Origin of the sequence: Thalassospira sp. B30-1, from assembly GCF_015767575.1 — a bacterium.
GTDB classification, from domain to species: domain Bacteria; phylum Pseudomonadota; class Alphaproteobacteria; order Rhodospirillales; family Thalassospiraceae; genus Thalassospira; species Thalassospira xiamenensis.
Genome location: NZ_CP065232.1, coordinates 1,937,326 through 1,954,319, shown reverse-complemented (window position 1 = coordinate 1,954,319; position 16,994 = coordinate 1,937,326). Strand labels below are relative to the sequence as shown.

Sequence of the window (16,994 nt, the reverse complement as noted above, 5' to 3'; positions counted from 1 at the left end):
TTTAACGCCCCCTGATTGCCCGCCCGGCACTACCGCCGCGTCGTGCCTGATCAGACACGGCATTTACGGCCCGTTTGTTGAATGTGCTGTCAATGCGCCGAACCTCGCCGCCAATCGCCGTGATGGCGGTTTCAAGCCGTGCCATTCCCGCCTGATCAGCACCGCGCGCATCGATATTGAATATCGCCGAAGGGCCGCCGGAATTGGCGGCGGGCATTTTCGGCATCCGGATATCAACCGGAATCTTGCCCGACGGAACCGGCACATAGGCTTCTGGCACCGAACCCTCGCCGAACATCGCAAGCTGCGGCGAATTGGCGATGCCACCCTCGGAATACTGCCGCAATGGCAGTTTGCCGCGTGATGTCATCACCCCGCCATCGGCGAAGGCAAACATTGATCCCCAGTCAATACCACCGATGGCACCGCCAATCGCATCCGCCGCTGGCTGGGCGATTTGCTGCTGCCAGACCATTTCGGCAATCGACATCGCAAGCTGATCAACCTTGCCCCGCGCGTCATCCGCCCAGCCGCCAAGATCGGAAAAGGCATTACCCAACACACGACCGACTTCCTTGCCGGTTTTGTTCAGCTTTTCGTTGGCCTTGGTCAGATCATCCGCTGCCGCCGATGCCGCCCGGCCATAGGTTTCCTGACTGATCGCGCCTTCCGCCAGCAATTCGCGAAGCCGCTCGATTTCGTCGTTGTATTTTTCCTGTGCGGTGCGGTTGGCTTCGGTTACCCGTGCGCCTTCCTCCATGACCTTGGCTTCACGATCAAGGGCATCGTTCAAATCGTCCAGACGCTGCTTGTAATCGTAAACATCGCCCGCCAACTGCCTGATCAGGATGCCTTGCGCACTTGCACCATCAACACCGGCACGGCGCAGCGCGTTATTTACCTCAAGCTCGCGATTGGTCAGCTCAAATGCGGAAAGCTCGTACTGCAGAGCTTCGATCACAGCACCGATTTTCTCCGCCTGCCGTTCCGCATCATCCGCAGCCTTTTTGCGCGATTTGTCGGCCTCTTGCGACGCCTTGAATTCCTCGCTGGAATCAATCGCTGCGGTCATACTGTCATTCAGATCGTCGAATTTTGCCTGCAATTCGGCAATTTCGTTGATCTGATTCTGATAGACACCCGCATCAATCGGTTCATCACCAATACCGAACATCGGATCGTTCGACATGGCGTTGATGCGCTCGATTTCTGCCTTTCTGATTTCCAGCGCAGCCTTGGCAGCTTCCAATCGCGCCTTGGCGGTTTTCAGGATTTCGTCGCGCTCATCGCGCAGGAGTTCGGCACTTTCTTTCTGCTGATCGTTCAGCTTTTTAATGAATTCCTCGGCCTTCTTCACCGACTTTTCATAAGCTTCAAGGCTGGTTGCGGCTTCATCGGCTGATTCGCTGGTATCCCAGAACGCAATCGCCAAAGCCCCGGCAATGGCTGCCGCAGCGCCAATAACAGCACCCCACGGACCGAAAGCCCCAAGCAACTGCGATGCCTGCTGCGTTAGGGCCACAAGCACATTCTGTCCGCTGGCAACCTGCACCGCAAAGTCACCGACCTGATAACCTGCCTGCTGTGCGATAGCACCAAACCGGCGGTAATTCGGTGCTGCCTTGACAACCGCATTGTCGTTTGCCGCGACCGCAACACCCGCCTGATTGAGTTTTGCGACATAGGCATCAAAACGGTCATTCAATCGACGATATGCCGCCCCGGCCTGTTCAGCCGTAATAATTCCCTTTTCCTGCGCAATGCGAACCTTGTCCGACTGGCGCTCTAGGTTCTGGCCCGCCCGCGCGACCGGGTCCATTGATGCCTCAAGCTGATTAAACGCCTTGGCGGCCCGTTTGGTGCTGCGGTCCATATTGGTTGATGTGGTATCAACCAGTCGCCCGGCCCGTTTGAAGTTCGCTTCAAGCCGTTCAAGTTCCGCATCAATCGAAACGGACATACCGACTTTTTGCAGTTCGCCCGCCATCACACACCCTCGCGCAAAGCTTCGCGGATCGCCTGGACGATCAGCCGTTCGATTTCATCACGGTTGCCGTCCATCGCACGTTCAAGGATGCGAAGGGCCGGGCGTTTCGGCACGCGCATCGTGAAACGCTTGCCATTGCGACGATAGGAAACCTCGCCGCCCTTGGTCCCGCCATCGAGAAACCGGAACCAGAAATGATCTTCCGCAAGGTCACGGGTCGGCAGGCCGATATCGTAAGAAAGCCCACCATCCCCAGCCAGAATCGTCAAACCGTCTCGTGCATGCGGGCCGGGATTATCCCCGTCAATCGGCGTCAGCGCCTCCATATCGACCAGCACAAGCTGTGCTGCCTTATGAAGGACTTCCTCGACATTCTCGCGTATCCGCGACGGAATGCCGTGCTGCAGCGCCGCCACCAGTTCCTTTGTTCCGGTGACGGGCATGGCGGCTATCTCCGTGACGGTTTCCAACCCCGAAGGGCCGCCCGCAATTTGTCGGCGACTTCATCTTTCGATGGCTGCCGTGTTTCCGGTTCGTCATCGACGCCATTGCTTTTGCGCAGGAAATCGATCTTGCCATCAAGGGCCAGAAGAATGCGCGGGACCGGCGTTTCCATCGCCTGTTCATCCGACCAGCCAAGCCAGCCGGTCGCATAGCGATAAACAAGGTCCCACCATTCATCGAGACTTACGGCTTTCCCGGCGCTGCATCCGCATCGCCCGCATCATCAGCAACATCGTTGCCATCAATGATCGGGCGGCCGCCGTTCAGAAGAACGGTGATGTAATTGATCAGATCCGAACCAAGCTTCGCCTTGTCCGGCTCCTGCCAGATGGTCGTGACCAGATCGTCATATTCCGACGGCTTGAGCTTCAAGCCAGCCCCGGCAACGATGATCTGGGCCATCGCGTCGAAATCAAGATCACGCACCTTGCGATAGGCCGGGTTAAGGCCACCGGCAAAGCTGTTAATCATCCGCACTGCGGATAGTTTCGGCGCAAGATAATGAACAGTGCCCGCGACCGTAACGGTCAGTTCCGGGGCCGTCGCAACGGCCTGCTTAGTCTTGGTCATGTGAATACCTTTCGGGGATCGGGGGAAAGATGGCGGGCGCGAACCCCCGTCACGCGCCCGCCTGCCGCGGCAATCTGTTAAACGGCGGCGACTTCAATCGGTCGGGTATTGATCCCGATATTACAGGTGGCACCGACAACACTTTCAGGACTGCCAATCTGACGACGGAAAGACATCACACGCCCGCGGAAAAAGAATGTCGTCGGGCTGGAAGGCGAACCGGTCCCGGCATCATTCAATGTCACCTTGAACGCCCATTCGTTGTCCGACGCCAACGCAGCCTTGCATTGGTTCTGCCCAGTATCATCCGGGTCATAACCAAGCTGCAAAGGCAGTGACCCCGGATCCTCGGTGCCCTTGAACTTGCGCACCAAACGATCCGCAAGCGAGACATGGGTAATCGTCGAAAATTCCGCCCCGAATTCACCCAGATCGGTAATTTCAGCAACTTCAAGGTATGTTTCCGCCTCGAACGCCGACTGCGTTGCCGCGACAGATGATCCGTCGGAAATAGAAAGTGTACACCCGGCCGCTGTTTGCACGGTCATGGCAATGGCTCCTTAGTTTTGCATGAAATGGCCGTCACGGCCGGGTTAAGGCCGGATGATCGCGCGCAGCGTCACCCGCCCGGTATAGGTCGTTCCGTCAACATCCTTTGACGTTGTCACCCGCTCGAACCGCAGGTTTTCACACACCCCGGCATCCATTGCCGGTCGCGTGTTTTCCGTGGTGGTGCGGATGGTATCGGCAATCTGCTTGACTTCCTTGCGACCGGCATAATCAGACCAGATCGACAGATAGACCATTACCGTTTCGCGGTACTGGCCCAGCGCCCGGCTGTTGGACACCAGATCGGCATCAACCGCCACATACGGGTATTGCGCATCATCGGGCACATCGTCGTAAACAGGACAGGACAACACCCCATCCAGCATGCTGACGATGGCCTTTTGCAGGTCAAGACTGCTCATTGCACCGCCCCCGTTTCCGCCTCGATCACGCGATCAAGGGCGCGCGCCACATCCGGCGCATGACGGATATCAAACACCATCCCGCCCCACGAAAGCCGGTCACTAGCGGTCAAACCCGCCCAGATACCGGCATTTCGCGACGTAAACCGGTATCGCGACATCGCCCGCTTGGCATCGCCAACCGCACTTTCATCGCCGCTGATCTGCAAACATTCCGCCCATACCGTGCCGATATCGGCCCATGTTTCCGTCGCACCGCCATAGCCATCCGGCGTGCGCGTGACGCGCCGCACCGTGACCCGCTGATCAAATGCGCCGGAACCGGCATTTCGCATTTTACGCCGCATCAGAACACCTGCCGGAACGGGCTTAACAGCCAGTCCACCGTTTTGTTTTGATGGATTTCGAAATCAACCGATTGCGCCTCGCGATGCTCATACAGATCACCGATCAGAAGCAGCCCCGCATTGCGGATTGCCGCCGGCACATCATCAGCCGCATTGCCGTAGCCCGCCACAAAGGTCACCGTCACCGCATCGGGAACATCGCGGGTTGATGGCCATGTCTGACTGTATGCCGGCACAATGTGCGACGGATATTTTCCCCGGTTCACGACCTGGTAAAGGCCGCTATCCAGGGTGATTTCATCGCCGTCATCGTCGATATATTCAATCGCCGATACCGTTTGCAAGGGCGGCAACGGCAGACGGATGGCGCAGGATCGCTGCGGAAAACGCGGCAATTTCATTTGCCATGTCTGCGTGATCAGGGCGCGGCCCAAAATGCCGTCAATCCCGTCAAGATGGCTTTGAACCCCGTCGCGATAGATCGCAATCAGGTCCTTGTCTTCTGGCGCTGCCGGGCTACCCGAAACGGGAACGCGCAAATGTTCATACACCCGCGCATCTTCCATGAAATCCGTCGCGGGCGCGACGGTCTGCACCAAACTGTAATCCATCGCCGCCCCGATCAGATGAAAGACATAAAATTCTATCCCGCCAAATCCCATGGCTTAGGATCGCCGTGATAGGCAACAATCGCCGCGTGATCTGGCAAGCCCCTACGGCAATGCACCTTGTAACTGACAATTTCGCGCCCGAAGCGTGCCGGGGCCTCTTTTAGCGTGGCGGCGATAAATCCCTGATCGCCCCAGCAATCGCGATGACGACACCGCACCATTGCGCCGTGCGGATCCGCACAAAACGCGTCATAGACCTCGCAAGGCGCATCATCGCACCAGCCCATCACACCGGATGCCGGAAGATCGGGGCGGTAGAAATCCGACAGCATGGTAAATTCGCGCACCGACAGCGGCGCGATATCACCGACCACATCGGTATCAAGATCAAGATAGATCACCGGCCCGGCAAAAAGGCCGGGACGAAACAGCTCTATCTTGGCAAACCATCCCGGCCAATCATGCAAAAAATCGATACGATCACAATCAACCGCAACATCAGACAGGCATACAAACCGCGCCGCAGGCGTCGCCGCTTTCACCTGACCCTGCAGGCGCGATACATGCCAAGCCTGGTATTGCCCGCCGCTTCGCAAAACGCTGACAACGGTCAATCCCATGCGAAAACATAATCCTTGTTAAACCGCGCCACGCATCTTGCGCCCCATTCTTCCATCAGCCGGTTGGCAGCAAAAGGCGCAACGCCGTATCGCTGGCAAAGCCCGTTTTCCTCGATCATGACAACCGGCCGGTCGCGCAGGATCGTCCGCATTGCGCCCAGCAAGGCGAACCATTCGTAGCCTTCGACATCCAGCTTGATAAAATCGACATCGGCAATATCGAACTGGTCGAGCCGCACGATTTCAGTGCCATCACCCAATGCAACATGGGTTTGACCGGTATTTTCCGCGCCCGATTGCATCGAACAACGGCCGCGCAACGCGCCAAGAGCGGATTGGCAGACAATGGCGCGCGGGTCGATCTTCTGGCAAAGGTCAGTCGGCTCGAACGCATGGACCGTATCGAACCTGTCACACAAAACAGATGTAAAAATCCCGCGATGTGCCCCGCCATCAACCGCCGTGCGCCAGTTTTTCACGAATTTGATCGCACCTTGCAGATGCGTCATATCGTGATGATCCGGAAGGTCTTTCAGGGTCATGTCACCAACGCCCTTTCAAGCGGAACCCGGTCAAAACATTCAAGCCGGGTCTGCCGTGATGCATTGATCACCTGCACCCCGGCCCGGTCCAGATCGGGCAGCATGGTTTCGAAATTGGCCCGCCAGCGGGCAAAATCGCGATCCTGCGGGTTGTTCAGACCCGTCGGATGATCCCCAAACCAGTGACGGCGTCCGTCATCGGAAATGCCCATGTCATAGCCCAGCAGAATGAGGCGTTTGGCCCCAAACAGCACCGCCAGATTGATCGCCTGATAGCCGCCATTGGCCCCGCGATGGATCACCGGCGGATTTAACGATATTCCCGGTTCATCAACGCTTGGCACATGGTGAAGACCATGTATCAGGCTGGCTTGCCTGTCTTGGGTCCATTTTTCGCCGTCGAAGGCTTTGACGCCGTCGTGGTGGTCCCACCATTTTCCGTCGCAGGCGTAGAGAACGTCTGCGCCGCCGGTTCCGTCCGCTCCGCTGGCGAGGTGCCAGGCATTGTTGACGGCGATGATCCGGCATTCAGCAGATCGGGCGTATTCGATGTCTGATCGGTCAAGGCTGGGTCCGTTTGCGGCGATGCAGACTGTTTGTCCGCGCCAGCGTCCGGCCCATTCGACTTTTTTGTCGGTTTGCACCGCCCGGTTTCCTCGGCAATGTCGGCAACACGCTGCGGCACCTGCCCGTCACCAACCGCCGCGCCATCGGCCACGACTTCATAGATGCCAGGCTGCACATCGCGCGGATGCATTTCACCGTTAAAGCACGCCTTGAATGCACGGGTAATCTGTATTTTTGCGAGTTTTGCCATATTAAAACAGGGTGCCCGATTTAACGGACACCCCGCCTTTCACTTCAAATTACGTCAGATCGGCGATCAGTCCGAAGTCGGTGCCAGCGCCGGATCGCCCAGCACGGCAACGAATGCCATCGGCGTTGCACCAGGCGTGTTTGCCGCAGTAGCGACCACACGGACATAGCGTTTCGTACCAATATAGCCGACGCGATAAACCGTATCGTCCTCGGCGGCGTCATCAACCGTCAGGAACACACCGGTCGAGGAATTCGGCGCAGTAACCGGCGATTTGGCCGAACCGACCAGCACATCATTGGCGTCGGTTACATCGGTAAAATCGGATGACTGGCTGTCACTGTGCTGCAGCTTGAACGCCCAGGACGGCTGCGGCGAGTTGGCGATATTGGCGACCGCGCCAACGCTGATGATGAATTCAGACGACGAAAAACCGGCAAGATCAACGCCACTGGCGGGCGTTACGGTTGCGGTTGGTGCCCCGACATAGTGCGACACCGCCTTGATATTGGAATGAAGATCACGACGGATCATATCCATTCTCCTTTGATGAAAGATAAAAAGGCAATGACCGGCTGATCAACAGCCGGTCACGTGTCACAAATCAGGAAGCTGCGGCCTTCATCAGCTTGATCGCATCGAAGTTACGAACATCACCGCCAACGCCTTTGGTGATGTAGTAACCAACATACGGCTTGTTGGTGTACGGATCACGCAGCAGGCGGAAGCCCATGCGGTCGATCAGGAAATAACCGCGCCGGAAGTTGCCATAGGCGATCGGGAAGGAATCCGCGCCAAGATCCGGCATGTCTTCCATATTCACGATCGGATAACCGTGAATGTCGAATTCAAGCGAACCTTCGATCTGACTCATACCGATCAGGTAACGGCCTTCCGCGTCCTTCAGCTTGCGAACGGCGGCTTCGACCGTGCTGTTCATCGTCCAGACCGAACCGGCACGATAAGCCTGGTTAAGCGCATAGATAGTGTCGATAAAGCAATCGGCTTTATCGGCACCGCTTGACAGGGACGGGAACGCGCCCGCATCGCCGATGGGGATATATTGCAGTTTGCCCCATGGACGATCATTCTTGTCGCTGGTCGTGACGGCTGTGTCCTTGTAGGACATATAGCCCTTCGGCTTCATGACACCATCACCGGTCACACAACCAGCGTTTTCGACACGGATCATTTCATCTTCGGTATCTTCGATAACGAAGCTTTCGACATCCATGCTTGCATCGTCAAGCATCGACTGCGTGACTTCGGGATAGGCATACTGTTCGTGGGTTTCGATGCGCTGAATACCAACCTTTCCAGTGTCGGTATTGTTACGCTGCGTACGCTCACCAACCCAGCCACCAGACGTGCCCTTGCTCGACTTGTAAGGCGCTTCCCATGCCGACGTGCCAATGCGGATCACGCGGGCAATCTGGCGGATCGGCGAGGTTTCAAACAGGCGGCGCTCCATTTCGCTCGACATTTCAGTCGGCACCATGTACCCGCCATCACGGTCGGAACCCACCGAAAGGGCGGCACGGATATCAGGACCCAGCATGTCGGCATTAAGCCCGCCACGGACCAGATCACCAAAGGCAGAAACATAGTTCTGATAGGCTTCGATATCAGCCGGATCACCAACCTTTGCCTTTTTGCCCCGCGCACGGGTCATAAAGCTTGCGGCATGTCCCGCGACAACTGCCGCATTATCACCACCAAGACCACCAACCATGGAACGTGCCGCCTGCTTGGTCGCGGTATCCAGCGCGGCCTTAAGATCGGTAATTTCCTTGTTGATGTTGTCGACGGTATCGCTGTTAGCCTTGCCTTTCAAGGCCGCGTCATTTTCCGCCTGGAATTTGGCGAAGGTATCCTGCAGCTTGTTGACGATAGCCTTCGGATCGCTCACGTCCGGGTTCGGCGTCGGCTCCGGACCGTTGAAAGCGGTGATCTTCGCCGTTGGTTTACAAATCGCGTTCATCGCGCAATGCTCCGTTCAAGTTTATCGGAAAAGGCCGACAGTGCGGCCCAGAATTCTGCGTTTTCGGCGTCATCACCAGCATCCCGCTGGTCATCGGCTTGGTTTCCGCGTGCGGCCATTGCCTTGGCCTGCGCACGGGAATGCCCGGCATCCCGCAGGGCACGTTCGGTATCGCGAATGGTCGGACCGGCTGCCTGCGCGGCAAATCCGCGCAACCCGTCCGGCACTTTCGCAAAACAGGAAAGATCGAATTTGGCTTTCGCTTCCTCGGCCTTGCCAACCACATCAGCAAAGCCGTTTTCACGGGCATCTGCCGCCGAAAGCCAGGTTTCATCGTCCATCATTTCGACGATTTCAGCACGATCCATGCCGGTGCGCGCTGCATATGTGTCGGCAAGCGCACCGTCGATCTGTTCCAGAACCGCTGCAACATCGGAAATCGCGTTGCGATCCCCGACGGCCAGCGTCCATGCATTGTGGATCATGAAGAATGCGTTATCGGCGATGGTGATCTTGTCACCTGCCATCGCGATCAGGGATGCCGCAGATGCTGCAAAACCCGTTACCTCGACCTCGACCCGCGCCTTATGCGCGACCAGATCGTTGAACATCGCAATGCCGTCGAAAACATCCCCGCCCGGCGAATTGATCCGAATCCGGATCGTGCCGCCGGTCACATTCCGAAGCTGCTGGCGGAAATCCTTGGCCGAAACGCCCCAAAAACCGATTTCGTCATAAAGATCGATTTCGGTGACATCCCCGGCGTTCTGCACGTCGAACACCCGGCCACTTGCCCGGTTAAAAAACGGGCGAGCGGTCGATTGTGTCAACCCGTCCGGCATTGCGATGGGCGCAGGCCCGTTAAAGAACCGCTGGCCGTTATTCAGTCGCCGCATTGTTCGCCTCCGCCTTACGGTTCATGCCTTTGAACGTGCCATCATCAGGCTGCATGTTGCTTTCGATAATGTAACCGTCACCACCCGCATCATCGCGGTTGTTCATTTCTTCCAATCCGCGCCACTCGTTCGGGTTGATCACGCCGTTGCGGCGCTGAATTGCCAGACCTTCCTGCCGTGACTTGAAATCACCACGCAGCAATGCATTGGTGTTGAACTTGCAGTAAAGGTCAGGATCGCCCATAAGATCGCGCTGTGCGGCCTGTTCCCACGCCACCAGGTGCGGCATCAGACTGGAATTCACATATTCCAGCGATTGATGTTCGATGTTGCTGAATGTTGCCCGGTCCAGATCGCCGATCTTGTGCGGCGGAACGCCAAAAATGCCGCAAATTTCGGTGCGGTTGAATTTACGGCTATCAAGATACTGCGCATCTTCCATAGTCAGGCTCATGGGGTTGTATTTCACCCCCTGATCCAGAACAGCAATCCGCCCGGTATTTTCGACGCCGCTATAAAGCGTTTCAAAGTCGGATCGCATCGCTTTTTTGTCTTCGGGTCCGATTTTGCCACCGGCTTCCAGCGTGCCGCTTGGCCGCGCCCCATTAGCAAAAAACCGGCTGCCATGTTCTCGGAGCGCAAGCCCATCGCCGATGGTTTCACGGTAATGCGCCACCGTATTAAGCCCGGTAACACCATCATCCGACGGCCCGCGCAGGTGAAACACCTCTTTTTGCTCAAGGACAACGCGCCGTCCGTCCTTGCGGGTATATTCGTAGGTGATCGCAAGGGTTCGATCATCCTGCTTTGGCACCACCCGATCAGGATGCAGGGGAATAAGCTCCTGTATCCGGCTGCCAAATCCACGGACAATAAGAGCATAACCATTGCCGCGAAGCAGCTTCGCACGCTGCTGAAACTGCTTGAACTCGAACGCGGTCTGCCATTCGTTCGCGCGCACCTTCAACAGGCTGTAAAGCGGATCATCCTTTGCCGCTTCACGGCGATCCCCCGTTTTCCGATACACAACAAGCGGTAGCGCCGCAATATCATCCTGAAGAACACGAACACACGAACCGACAGCAGCGAGTCGCGCCGCCGTGGTGTTATTGACCACCACACCGGATGACGAACGGGAATCGCCGACCAGTTCCCGAATGGCTTTTTCAAGCTCCATCGGGTCGGTAATGCGGTTTTCATTGCGGGGACGACCGCCAAGCCCGGTCAGTTGTCCAAGCTTACTAAACAGGCCCATCGGCTGCCCCCGTCAACCGAACATGCTGCCCGGCTCATATGAAATAACGTTGCTGTCTTCTTCTGCCGAAATCATCCGGCCCAGCGCCATCAGCATCGCGACCACGCCATCGATCTTGCGCATGTCCTTGCGGGTATCTGGCTTGATCGGGCGCATATTACCGCTGTCATCCATCTTGACGGCGGTGTTGGCGATCATCCAGTCCATGACAGGATTGCCGTCATGCGCAATAGAACCCTCAAGTACCAGCCGTTCCAACTCGCGGCACGGTGCCGCCATGCTGAAATAACCCTGCCCGAAGGCAACACACAGCACGCCACGTTCCTCAAGATGCTGGATCAACTGACCGGCGAAATACCGGTCATAATCTACTTCCATCACCTCGAATTCGTTGATCAGGCCGGTATTGCCTGCATCATCCCCGATAATGAAATGCTCTATGGCGGTATAGTTCGTCGCCGTGCCTTCGGTCTGAAAAATCAAACCGTCGCGCAGCCAGACATCGTATGGCACCGCCTGATCTACCCGGCGTTTCTCAATCGTGCCTAACGGCACCCAGAAAAACGGCATGATCTTGACCGGTTCACCGGAATCAACAGGCGGAAACACCAGAACAAGGGCCGTAATGTCGCTAACCGCGCCGAAATCAAGCCCGATATAGCACCGACGCCCCCGCATTGATGCGCGGTCATAGACCGTTTCGCAGGCGCGCCATTTCTCGATATCGAGCCAGATTTCTGCCGTCTGGCTCCATACATTCAGATAAAGCCGCATTTTTGACGCCAAGGCAGACGGGTTATCTTCCGCCTCCTTGAATTCGGCTTTAAGGCCATCGGCAAACACCGAAATCCCATAATTCGGGTTGGCTTTTTTCCAGCTTAGTTCGTCAAACGGGTCATCGCCAGGATCGATCGAACAGATAAAGCCGAACCAGCCATCGTTTTCGAACAGCCCTTTCAGGACATTGACCGTGTAATCATGATGTTCGCGGCAGATCGAATGCGGATCCGCACCAGCCGTGGTGATTTCCACTGTTAATGGCTGTTCGCGGGCACCCGTCCCGGTACGCAGAACGTCAATCAGCAACCGGTTGGGATGCGCATGCACCTCATCAATGATGTTGCAATGGCTGTTAAGACCATCCAGACGCTTTCCGTCCGCCGAAATATACTTGAACACCGAAAATGATTTCGGATGCTCCATGTGATGCGCCCGTTCCCGTACGCGCTTGCGCAAAACCGGGCTGGTGCGCGCCATTTTGGCCGCTTCATCAAAAACAATCTTCGCCTGGTCGGCCTTGGTGGCGGCGGCATAGACCTGTGCGCCCGGCTCACCATCGGCGACCATCATGTAAAGCCCGATTGGCGACAGGAACGTCGACTTGCCGTTTTTTCGCGGCACCTCGATATATGCCATGCGAAACCGGCGCTTTTGGGTCGATTCCCACAGCCAGCCAAACATTACGGCTGTGCAAAACGCCTGCCAGTTTGCCAGTTCAAAGACCTGACCGCCCCATTTGCCCGTGGAATGCCGCAGATATCCGAAAAACCGGATCGCATGATCGGCACGCGGGATCGAGAAATAAAGCCCGCGCTTCGGACCATAGACCAGATCGTCAAGCTGGCGCTGGCATGCCGCGATGCGCAGCTTGCAAGCCGGTATCTTTCCCTCGACAACATCCAGCGCATAGATCGTGCTGACATGGCCCAGCACCGCTTCTGGCACCTTCTTTGCCAGCATGGCACGGGTAATCTTGCGGGCTTTGCGTTTACGTGACCCGGTTGCTTGCGAAGTCGTCGAAGTCATCGAACAAATCACCCTGCCCTACGGCACTGTTCAACGCCCGCGCGGCACTCGGCGTCATGCCGAATTCGGCAAAAAGACGCAGTGCGGTGCGCCGGGTTTCGTTGAATTGCGCGACCTCCGGCCGTGATTTCATCTGCGTTCCGTTGCGGCCCGTGACCTCGTAGGTCTCTCCAACCGGCTTCGTGACGACTTTGTCGCCAAATTCTATGCGCTCATGGCTTTTGAAATACGCCCGATATTCCGCCATCTTCGCCAGGCAGTGGCACAACTCGACCACCGACCACACGAACAACGGGTCAAGCCGGTTCTTTTCCGCCAACGCGACCGCCACATCATCCCAGAATCGCGCCACATCGTCCGGCATGCCGGACGGTTTCAGCGACGCTGCCAGTTCAACAGCTTCGCGCTTGCGGGCTTCCGGCCCAACATCACGGCCATCAACCGTCAGCGGAATAACGTTGCTTTTGTCCGTCGGCCTTCGTCCGCGCGCCATGTCATCACCTCATCAATGGAAATCACCCTGCTCCCAAGGCTGCCCTGCTCAATGACCAAGGGCTTTTCCTGATGGGTTTTTCCTTTTCAATTTCCCACGCACAAACACGTGACCACCCAGTCGGTCGTGGGTGGTTGGGGGCTAGGGATTTGACCCTCCCCCACCCTGGGCGACGCTGCGCCCGAAAGCGCCATCCTCGGTCGCCGTCTTGACATCATGGTGATGCTTGCAAAGCGGCTGCCAGTTCGACCGCCGCCAGAACAGCTTCTGATCACCCTTGTGCGGCACGATATGGTCAACGACCGATGCCGCCGTCACCATGCCATCCGCCTCGCAGCGACAGCACAGTGGATGTTCTTTCAGGAATGCTTCACGCGCCTTGCGCCATTTCGAAGTGTATCCCCGATCATTGGATGACCCGCGCCGCTGATCATCGCGCTTGCGATGTTCCTGCTTATGCGCGGCGCAGTATCGCTCCCCCGGTTGCGCCAGCCGACCACACCGGGCCAAGGCACAGGGCTTGGTCGGTAGTGCAGGCATGGACACCTCGCAAAAGACTGCGGCGGCGTCCCGAAGGATCACCGCCGCCAAGTCTGAGACATTCAGGGAGAAAACATCCAATGTGCATAGGCCATCATCAACCGGATACACTGGGAGACATCAACCACCAAAGACAAAACGCCCGCTGGATTTCTCCGGCGGGCGCTTCTATGGCGGTCTGAAAAGTCAATACAGCATCAGCCGCATTTGTCAAACATCTTTTTTCGACTGTTCCACGGAAGTCGCGCAATTGCGGGCAATTCAATGACAATGCCCAGCCTTGTGCTTTGCCCCAACCTCGTGGCAAGCAGGCTGAGCATGTCCCAGATCATGATATATTCCAGCCGCGATTCTTCGACCTCGCGCCGCGTCGCTGCCGAATGCACCCGAACCCCGCCCGGATACCAGAACGGCATATCACCCGACCGCGCCGCGTTGACCATATCGCGCACCGGCTCGACCCGGCAGGCCGCCATATAGCCCGCCATCCGCCCCGGCAGATCATTGCCGATCATCCCGGCCAACGCCCCATTGCGCCATTCATGATCCAGCATCAGCACATTCATCCAGATCAGTTCGGCATCCGCATCAAGATCCGCCCCGCGAATAATCCCGCCGCCATCGATCCGCGCACGCAACTCACCGATCCGGGCCATCGCACCCGTGACCGAACCACCGGGCGACAGCATCCGCGTTTCGTCATTGGCGGCAAAAGCCTTGTCCGCCTTCTGGTCGCGCACCACCCATTGCAGGGCCGACCAGACATCCATTACATCGCGCTTTGCCATTTCTCTGCCTCCACCCATTTCCCATACCTGTCAGACCATCTTTTCAATGTGCCAGGCGACGTTGACGTGTCTAACCATGCCTGCCCATCTTCGACAAAGCGCGGAGTTACTCCGCTCAATACCGATTCCGGGGTAAGTTTTTTGCCGACCGCTTCATCCTGTTTTGCCATGTGTAACGCTCCGATTTTAGGCGTTACATTTTTTGTTACGCCTAAGTTATTGATATATATATCTTGTAACAATGTAACAGGTGTAACAGTGATTATATACGTATGCGCACGCGCGCACACATGGAGGCTTATAACGGTGTTACATGCGTTACATTGTTACAGGTATTGTTTTTCAAGGGGTTATCCGTAACAAAAAATGTAACACCAATCCGGTACAGCGTTACATTCCACCATTCAGACCCTGCCACAGCATGAACAATTGCGAAGCACCGCTTAATCACAGGGGTGCGGGGTGGTGGTGTTGGATTACGGATCACCATCCTGACCGCCCCCCTTGAGAATGTCCAGCGGGATTTTGACGAAACGTGAAATACCCCCGCCAAATCGCCCGGACTTATCCCCGTTGATCGCGCCGGGTATGCGCGATAGCGCCTGCCGGTGCACCCCACCCTGCCAGCGTGTATCACGGAACAGCTTGGCAAGGGCCGTGTGCTTGTTCGCCACCAGAAGCCACTTGAATTCACCGGGCGCGTTGTCATTGTCCTTGGCAAGCCGCAGTCCATAGGCCGGCAGTATCCTTTCGGCCATGCGCTTGCCATCATCGTATTCGTGGACAGCGCCATTCATGCTGGCAAGAATATCCTCGATCATCTGCCCGACCGTCGGTCGATCCCCGCCGCGCCAGGTATCCACCTGACAGGACATCAGATGGTTCAGGCATTCATCTGATTCGCTGTCATTGACCTCCGGCGTATCAAGCCCCCATTCCGAAAGCTGATCGGCGGCAACCGCCGGGTCGATCACTTCATCATGCAAAAGCGTCTCGACCGCCGCCAGAACCGGCGCAAACTTGTCCGTCATGCGCCGGGAATAGGACGACGCACCCAGAACCCCGCGATAGACCAGCATGTTCGACAGAAACCGGGAATAGCCCAAAATCATGCGTGACCAGATGCGCGGGCCAAGGTCACGAATGGCGGCTTCCCGCGCCTCGAATTCCGCGATCTGCTGCGCATTTGGCGTCAGGCGGGTCATTTCGACAAAGTGAATGCGGGTCTGATCCTGCGGTTTGGGTTCGGGATGCAGGATCGATCCGAAGACAAACTGCGCGGTGATGCGCTGCAAAATCGCTTTCTGATCGGCACTGGCACGGCCAACGCCTGCCTGATCGGATGAAAAGCCAAGCCTTGCCAGTTCCATTGCCGCCGCTGCGCGTGGCCCCGGCTCCATTTCATCAAGGAAGATCGGCCTTGCCGCGCCCTTGAGTGCGGCGCGCGCCCACGCTGCCGATGCATCCGATGACCGCAATGTGTAATCAAGCCCGCCAATCGGCTGCGTCAGAAGCTTCAACAACTCCGTCTTGCCCATGCCCGCATCACCCGTAAGCCACAGCGTCGGACGACGATCCAGCGCCCCGCAAACACAGATCAGGCCCATGATGCCAAGGCAGATTTGCGCCCCCGAAGGCTCAAGGAAGTTCCAGCTTTTGATATGGTCATAGACCATCTTCATCTGGGCGGTATTGGCCGGTTCGAACATCGCCGGGCGCAACTGCGCGGGCAAGGGCGGCTGTGCCGGATAGACCCAGCCATCGTCAAGGGCCGCACCCGCATCAATCGATTTCGCCCCACTTGACAGCATCAGCTTGTCACCGCAATGCACGATCAAACCGCCGCGCACGTCTTTCCACACGCCAAGCCCGCGCACCTTGTCCGGGCTGAAAATCCCCTTTTTGGCGCATTCCATGATCAGCCATTCACCGGTGCGCGGATAATCCGGCCCGACATAGTCACCATCCTTGTTAAACTTCGGAAAGGCCCGCCCGGCCCATTTGGCCTTTTGCTCCATAAGCGCGGTGATTTCCTGCCGGTTGCCAAGGCTTTTCGCCACCAGATCGCGCAATTGCCCGGATGGCGTGACAAAATAAAACCGCCCGTCATTATGGCCCAGGCACTGCACCGGGCACGGCCCGGCATCGGCCAGCATCGATGCATTATCCGTATCCGGGTCGATAAACGGCGTATCGGCATCGGTATCGTCAATCGGGTCGAATGCGTCATTTTCGTTGGCGGCATCAAGCTTCTTTTTCATGCATT

The 16,994-nt window shown here is 57.1% G+C and carries 22 protein-coding genes; all 22 read right to left on the bottom strand.

The window, feature by feature from the left end; translation table 11 throughout:
* Position 1 precedes the first annotated feature (1 nt).
* The 22 genes from IT971_RS09445 to IT971_RS09340 all read right to left on the bottom strand — a co-directional run bounded on the left by IT971_RS09445 (position 2) and on the right by IT971_RS09340 (position 16,989).
* Positions 2-1,987, bottom strand: a complete 1,986-nt coding sequence (locus IT971_RS09445; RefSeq protein ID WP_196871218.1) for a hypothetical protein — start codon at positions 1,985-1,987, stop codon at positions 2-4.
* Positions 1,987-2,430 carry a hypothetical protein gene (locus IT971_RS09440; RefSeq protein ID WP_196871217.1) on the bottom strand — a complete coding sequence of 148 codons (444 nt, stop codon included), beginning with the start codon at positions 2,428-2,430 and terminating at the stop codon, positions 1,987-1,989. Before IT971_RS09440 ends, IT971_RS09445 begins: the two co-directional genes overlap by 1 nt.
* 5 nt (positions 2,431-2,435) lie before the next feature.
* Entirely contained in the window at positions 2,436-2,603 is a 168-nt protein-coding gene (locus tag IT971_RS09435) for a hypothetical protein (RefSeq protein ID WP_196871216.1), read from the bottom strand.
* A 71-nt stretch (positions 2,604-2,674) separates the two neighbouring features.
* Positions 2,675-3,061 (bottom strand): hypothetical protein, encoded by a 387-nt coding sequence (locus IT971_RS09430; RefSeq protein WP_196871215.1) that lies wholly within the window; start codon positions 3,059-3,061, stop codon positions 2,675-2,677.
* A gap of 77 nt (positions 3,062-3,138) precedes the next feature.
* Positions 3,139-3,609, bottom strand: coding sequence for a hypothetical protein (locus tag IT971_RS09425; protein ID WP_063093017.1), 471 nt, complete (start codon positions 3,607-3,609; stop codon positions 3,139-3,141).
* Between the two features lie 45 nt (positions 3,610-3,654).
* Positions 3,655-4,032: a DUF3168 domain-containing protein gene (locus tag IT971_RS09420; protein ID WP_110252348.1), complete on the bottom strand. Its 378-nt coding sequence runs from the start codon at positions 4,030-4,032 to the stop codon at positions 3,655-3,657.
* On the bottom strand, positions 4,029-4,379 hold the full coding sequence (locus tag IT971_RS09415; RefSeq protein WP_110252347.1) for a head-tail adaptor protein: 351 nt from the start codon (positions 4,377-4,379) through the stop codon (positions 4,029-4,031). The genes IT971_RS09420 and IT971_RS09415 overlap by 4 nt, the downstream gene beginning before the upstream one ends.
* A complete protein-coding gene (locus tag IT971_RS09410; protein WP_158526656.1) occupies positions 4,379-4,990 on the bottom strand; it encodes a head-tail connector protein in 612 nt (203 codons plus the stop codon). The genes IT971_RS09415 and IT971_RS09410 overlap by 1 nt, the downstream gene beginning before the upstream one ends.
* 32 nt (positions 4,991-5,022) lie before the next feature.
* Positions 5,023-5,610 carry a hypothetical protein gene (locus tag IT971_RS09405; RefSeq protein ID WP_110252345.1) on the bottom strand — a complete coding sequence of 196 codons (588 nt, stop codon included), beginning with the start codon at positions 5,608-5,610 and terminating at the stop codon, positions 5,023-5,025.
* Complete coding sequence (locus IT971_RS09400) at positions 5,601-6,152, bottom strand: FkbM family methyltransferase (protein ID WP_110252344.1); 552 nt, start codon at positions 6,150-6,152, stop codon at positions 5,601-5,603. The genes IT971_RS09405 and IT971_RS09400 overlap by 10 nt, the downstream gene beginning before the upstream one ends.
* Positions 6,149-6,496, bottom strand: a complete 348-nt coding sequence (locus tag IT971_RS09395; RefSeq protein ID WP_110252343.1) for a hypothetical protein — start codon at positions 6,494-6,496, stop codon at positions 6,149-6,151. Before IT971_RS09395 ends, IT971_RS09400 begins: the two co-directional genes overlap by 4 nt.
* Positions 6,497-6,513: 17 nt before the next feature.
* Positions 6,514-6,969, bottom strand: a complete 456-nt coding sequence (locus IT971_RS09390; protein WP_110252342.1) for a hypothetical protein — start codon at positions 6,967-6,969, stop codon at positions 6,514-6,516.
* Between the two features lie 66 nt (positions 6,970-7,035).
* Positions 7,036-7,503 (bottom strand): hypothetical protein, encoded by a 468-nt coding sequence (locus tag IT971_RS09385; RefSeq protein WP_146216698.1) that lies wholly within the window; start codon positions 7,501-7,503, stop codon positions 7,036-7,038.
* Between the two features lie 70 nt (positions 7,504-7,573).
* Entirely contained in the window at positions 7,574-8,878 is a 1,305-nt protein-coding gene (locus IT971_RS09380; protein ID WP_158526655.1) for a phage major capsid protein, read from the bottom strand.
* Positions 8,879-8,946: 68 nt separating this feature from the next.
* Positions 8,947-9,846 carry a head maturation protease, ClpP-related gene (locus IT971_RS09375; RefSeq protein ID WP_196871214.1) on the bottom strand — a complete coding sequence of 300 codons (900 nt, stop codon included), beginning with the start codon at positions 9,844-9,846 and terminating at the stop codon, positions 8,947-8,949.
* Complete coding sequence (locus IT971_RS09370) at positions 9,830-11,101, bottom strand: phage portal protein (protein ID WP_110252338.1); 1,272 nt, start codon at positions 11,099-11,101, stop codon at positions 9,830-9,832. The genes IT971_RS09375 and IT971_RS09370 overlap by 17 nt, the downstream gene beginning before the upstream one ends.
* A gap of 12 nt (positions 11,102-11,113) precedes the next feature.
* Positions 11,114-12,907, bottom strand: a complete 1,794-nt coding sequence (locus IT971_RS09365; RefSeq protein WP_196871213.1) for a terminase large subunit — start codon at positions 12,905-12,907, stop codon at positions 11,114-11,116.
* The gene (locus IT971_RS09360; RefSeq protein WP_196871212.1) at positions 12,870-13,400 is read right to left on the bottom strand and encodes a P27 family phage terminase small subunit; all 531 of its coding nucleotides are present in this window, start codon (positions 13,398-13,400) and stop codon (positions 12,870-12,872) included. The genes IT971_RS09365 and IT971_RS09360 overlap by 38 nt, the downstream gene beginning before the upstream one ends.
* A gap of 141 nt (positions 13,401-13,541) precedes the next feature.
* Positions 13,542-13,940 carry an HNH endonuclease gene (locus tag IT971_RS09355; protein ID WP_063093050.1) on the bottom strand — a complete coding sequence of 133 codons (399 nt, stop codon included), beginning with the start codon at positions 13,938-13,940 and terminating at the stop codon, positions 13,542-13,544.
* A 197-nt stretch (positions 13,941-14,137) separates the two neighbouring features.
* Positions 14,138-14,728: a hypothetical protein gene (locus IT971_RS09350; RefSeq protein ID WP_063114501.1), complete on the bottom strand. Its 591-nt coding sequence runs from the start codon at positions 14,726-14,728 to the stop codon at positions 14,138-14,140.
* Positions 14,710-14,898: a hypothetical protein gene (locus IT971_RS09345; protein ID WP_063093000.1), complete on the bottom strand. Its 189-nt coding sequence runs from the start codon at positions 14,896-14,898 to the stop codon at positions 14,710-14,712. Before IT971_RS09345 ends, IT971_RS09350 begins: the two co-directional genes overlap by 19 nt.
* 306 nt (positions 14,899-15,204) lie before the next feature.
* On the bottom strand, positions 15,205-16,989 hold the full coding sequence (locus tag IT971_RS09340; RefSeq protein WP_063092999.1) for a hypothetical protein: 1,785 nt from the start codon (positions 16,987-16,989) through the stop codon (positions 15,205-15,207).
* Positions 16,990-16,994 lie beyond the last annotated feature (5 nt).

Bases quoted from the DNA above. Each gene is read 5' to 3' on its own strand.
- IT971_RS09355 (WP_063093050.1), bottom strand. From the start codon at position 13,940: ATGCCTGCACTACCGACCAAGCCCTGTGCCTTGGCCCGGTGTGGTCGG.
- IT971_RS09420 (WP_110252348.1), bottom strand. From the start codon at position 4,032: ATGAGCAGTCTTGACCTGCAAAAGGCCATCGTCAGCATGCTGGATGGG.
- IT971_RS09385 (WP_146216698.1), bottom strand. From the start codon at position 7,503: ATGATCCGTCGTGATCTTCATTCCAATATCAAGGCGGTGTCGCACTAT.
- IT971_RS09400 (WP_110252344.1), bottom strand. From the start codon at position 6,152: ATGACCCTGAAAGACCTTCCGGATCATCACGATATGACGCATCTGCAA.
- IT971_RS09390 (WP_110252342.1), bottom strand. From the start codon at position 6,969: ATGGCAAAACTCGCAAAAATACAGATTACCCGTGCATTCAAGGCGTGC.
- IT971_RS09365 (WP_196871213.1), bottom strand. From the start codon at position 12,907: ATGACTTCGACGACTTCGCAAGCAACCGGGTCACGTAAACGCAAAGCC.
- IT971_RS09430 (WP_196871215.1), bottom strand. From the start codon at position 3,061: ATGACCAAGACTAAGCAGGCCGTTGCGACGGCCCCGGAACTGACCGTT.
- IT971_RS09405 (WP_110252345.1), bottom strand. From the start codon at position 5,610: ATGGGATTGACCGTTGTCAGCGTTTTGCGAAGCGGCGGGCAATACCAG.
- IT971_RS09445 (WP_196871218.1), bottom strand. From the start codon at position 1,987: ATGGCGGGCGAACTGCAAAAAGTCGGTATGTCCGTTTCGATTGATGCG.
- IT971_RS09370 (WP_110252338.1), bottom strand. From the start codon at position 11,101: ATGGGCCTGTTTAGTAAGCTTGGACAACTGACCGGGCTTGGCGGTCGT.
- IT971_RS09440 (WP_196871217.1), bottom strand. From the start codon at position 2,430: ATGCCCGTCACCGGAACAAAGGAACTGGTGGCGGCGCTGCAGCACGGC.
- IT971_RS09360 (WP_196871212.1), bottom strand. From the start codon at position 13,400: ATGGCGCGCGGACGAAGGCCGACGGACAAAAGCAACGTTATTCCGCTG.
- IT971_RS09340 (WP_063092999.1), bottom strand. From the start codon at position 16,989: ATGAAAAAGAAGCTTGATGCCGCCAACGAAAATGACGCATTCGACCCG.
- IT971_RS09345 (WP_063093000.1), bottom strand. From the start codon at position 14,898: ATGGCAAAACAGGATGAAGCGGTCGGCAAAAAACTTACCCCGGAATCG.
- IT971_RS09435 (WP_196871216.1), bottom strand. From the start codon at position 2,603: ATGGAAACGCCGGTCCCGCGCATTCTTCTGGCCCTTGATGGCAAGATC.
- IT971_RS09415 (WP_110252347.1), bottom strand. From the start codon at position 4,379: ATGCGGCGTAAAATGCGAAATGCCGGTTCCGGCGCATTTGATCAGCGG.
- IT971_RS09410 (WP_158526656.1), bottom strand. From the start codon at position 4,990: ATGGATTACAGTTTGGTGCAGACCGTCGCGCCCGCGACGGATTTCATG.
- IT971_RS09375 (WP_196871214.1), bottom strand. From the start codon at position 9,846: ATGCGGCGACTGAATAACGGCCAGCGGTTCTTTAACGGGCCTGCGCCC.
- IT971_RS09425 (WP_063093017.1), bottom strand. From the start codon at position 3,609: ATGACCGTGCAAACAGCGGCCGGGTGTACACTTTCTATTTCCGACGGA.
- IT971_RS09350 (WP_063114501.1), bottom strand. From the start codon at position 14,728: ATGGCAAAGCGCGATGTAATGGATGTCTGGTCGGCCCTGCAATGGGTG.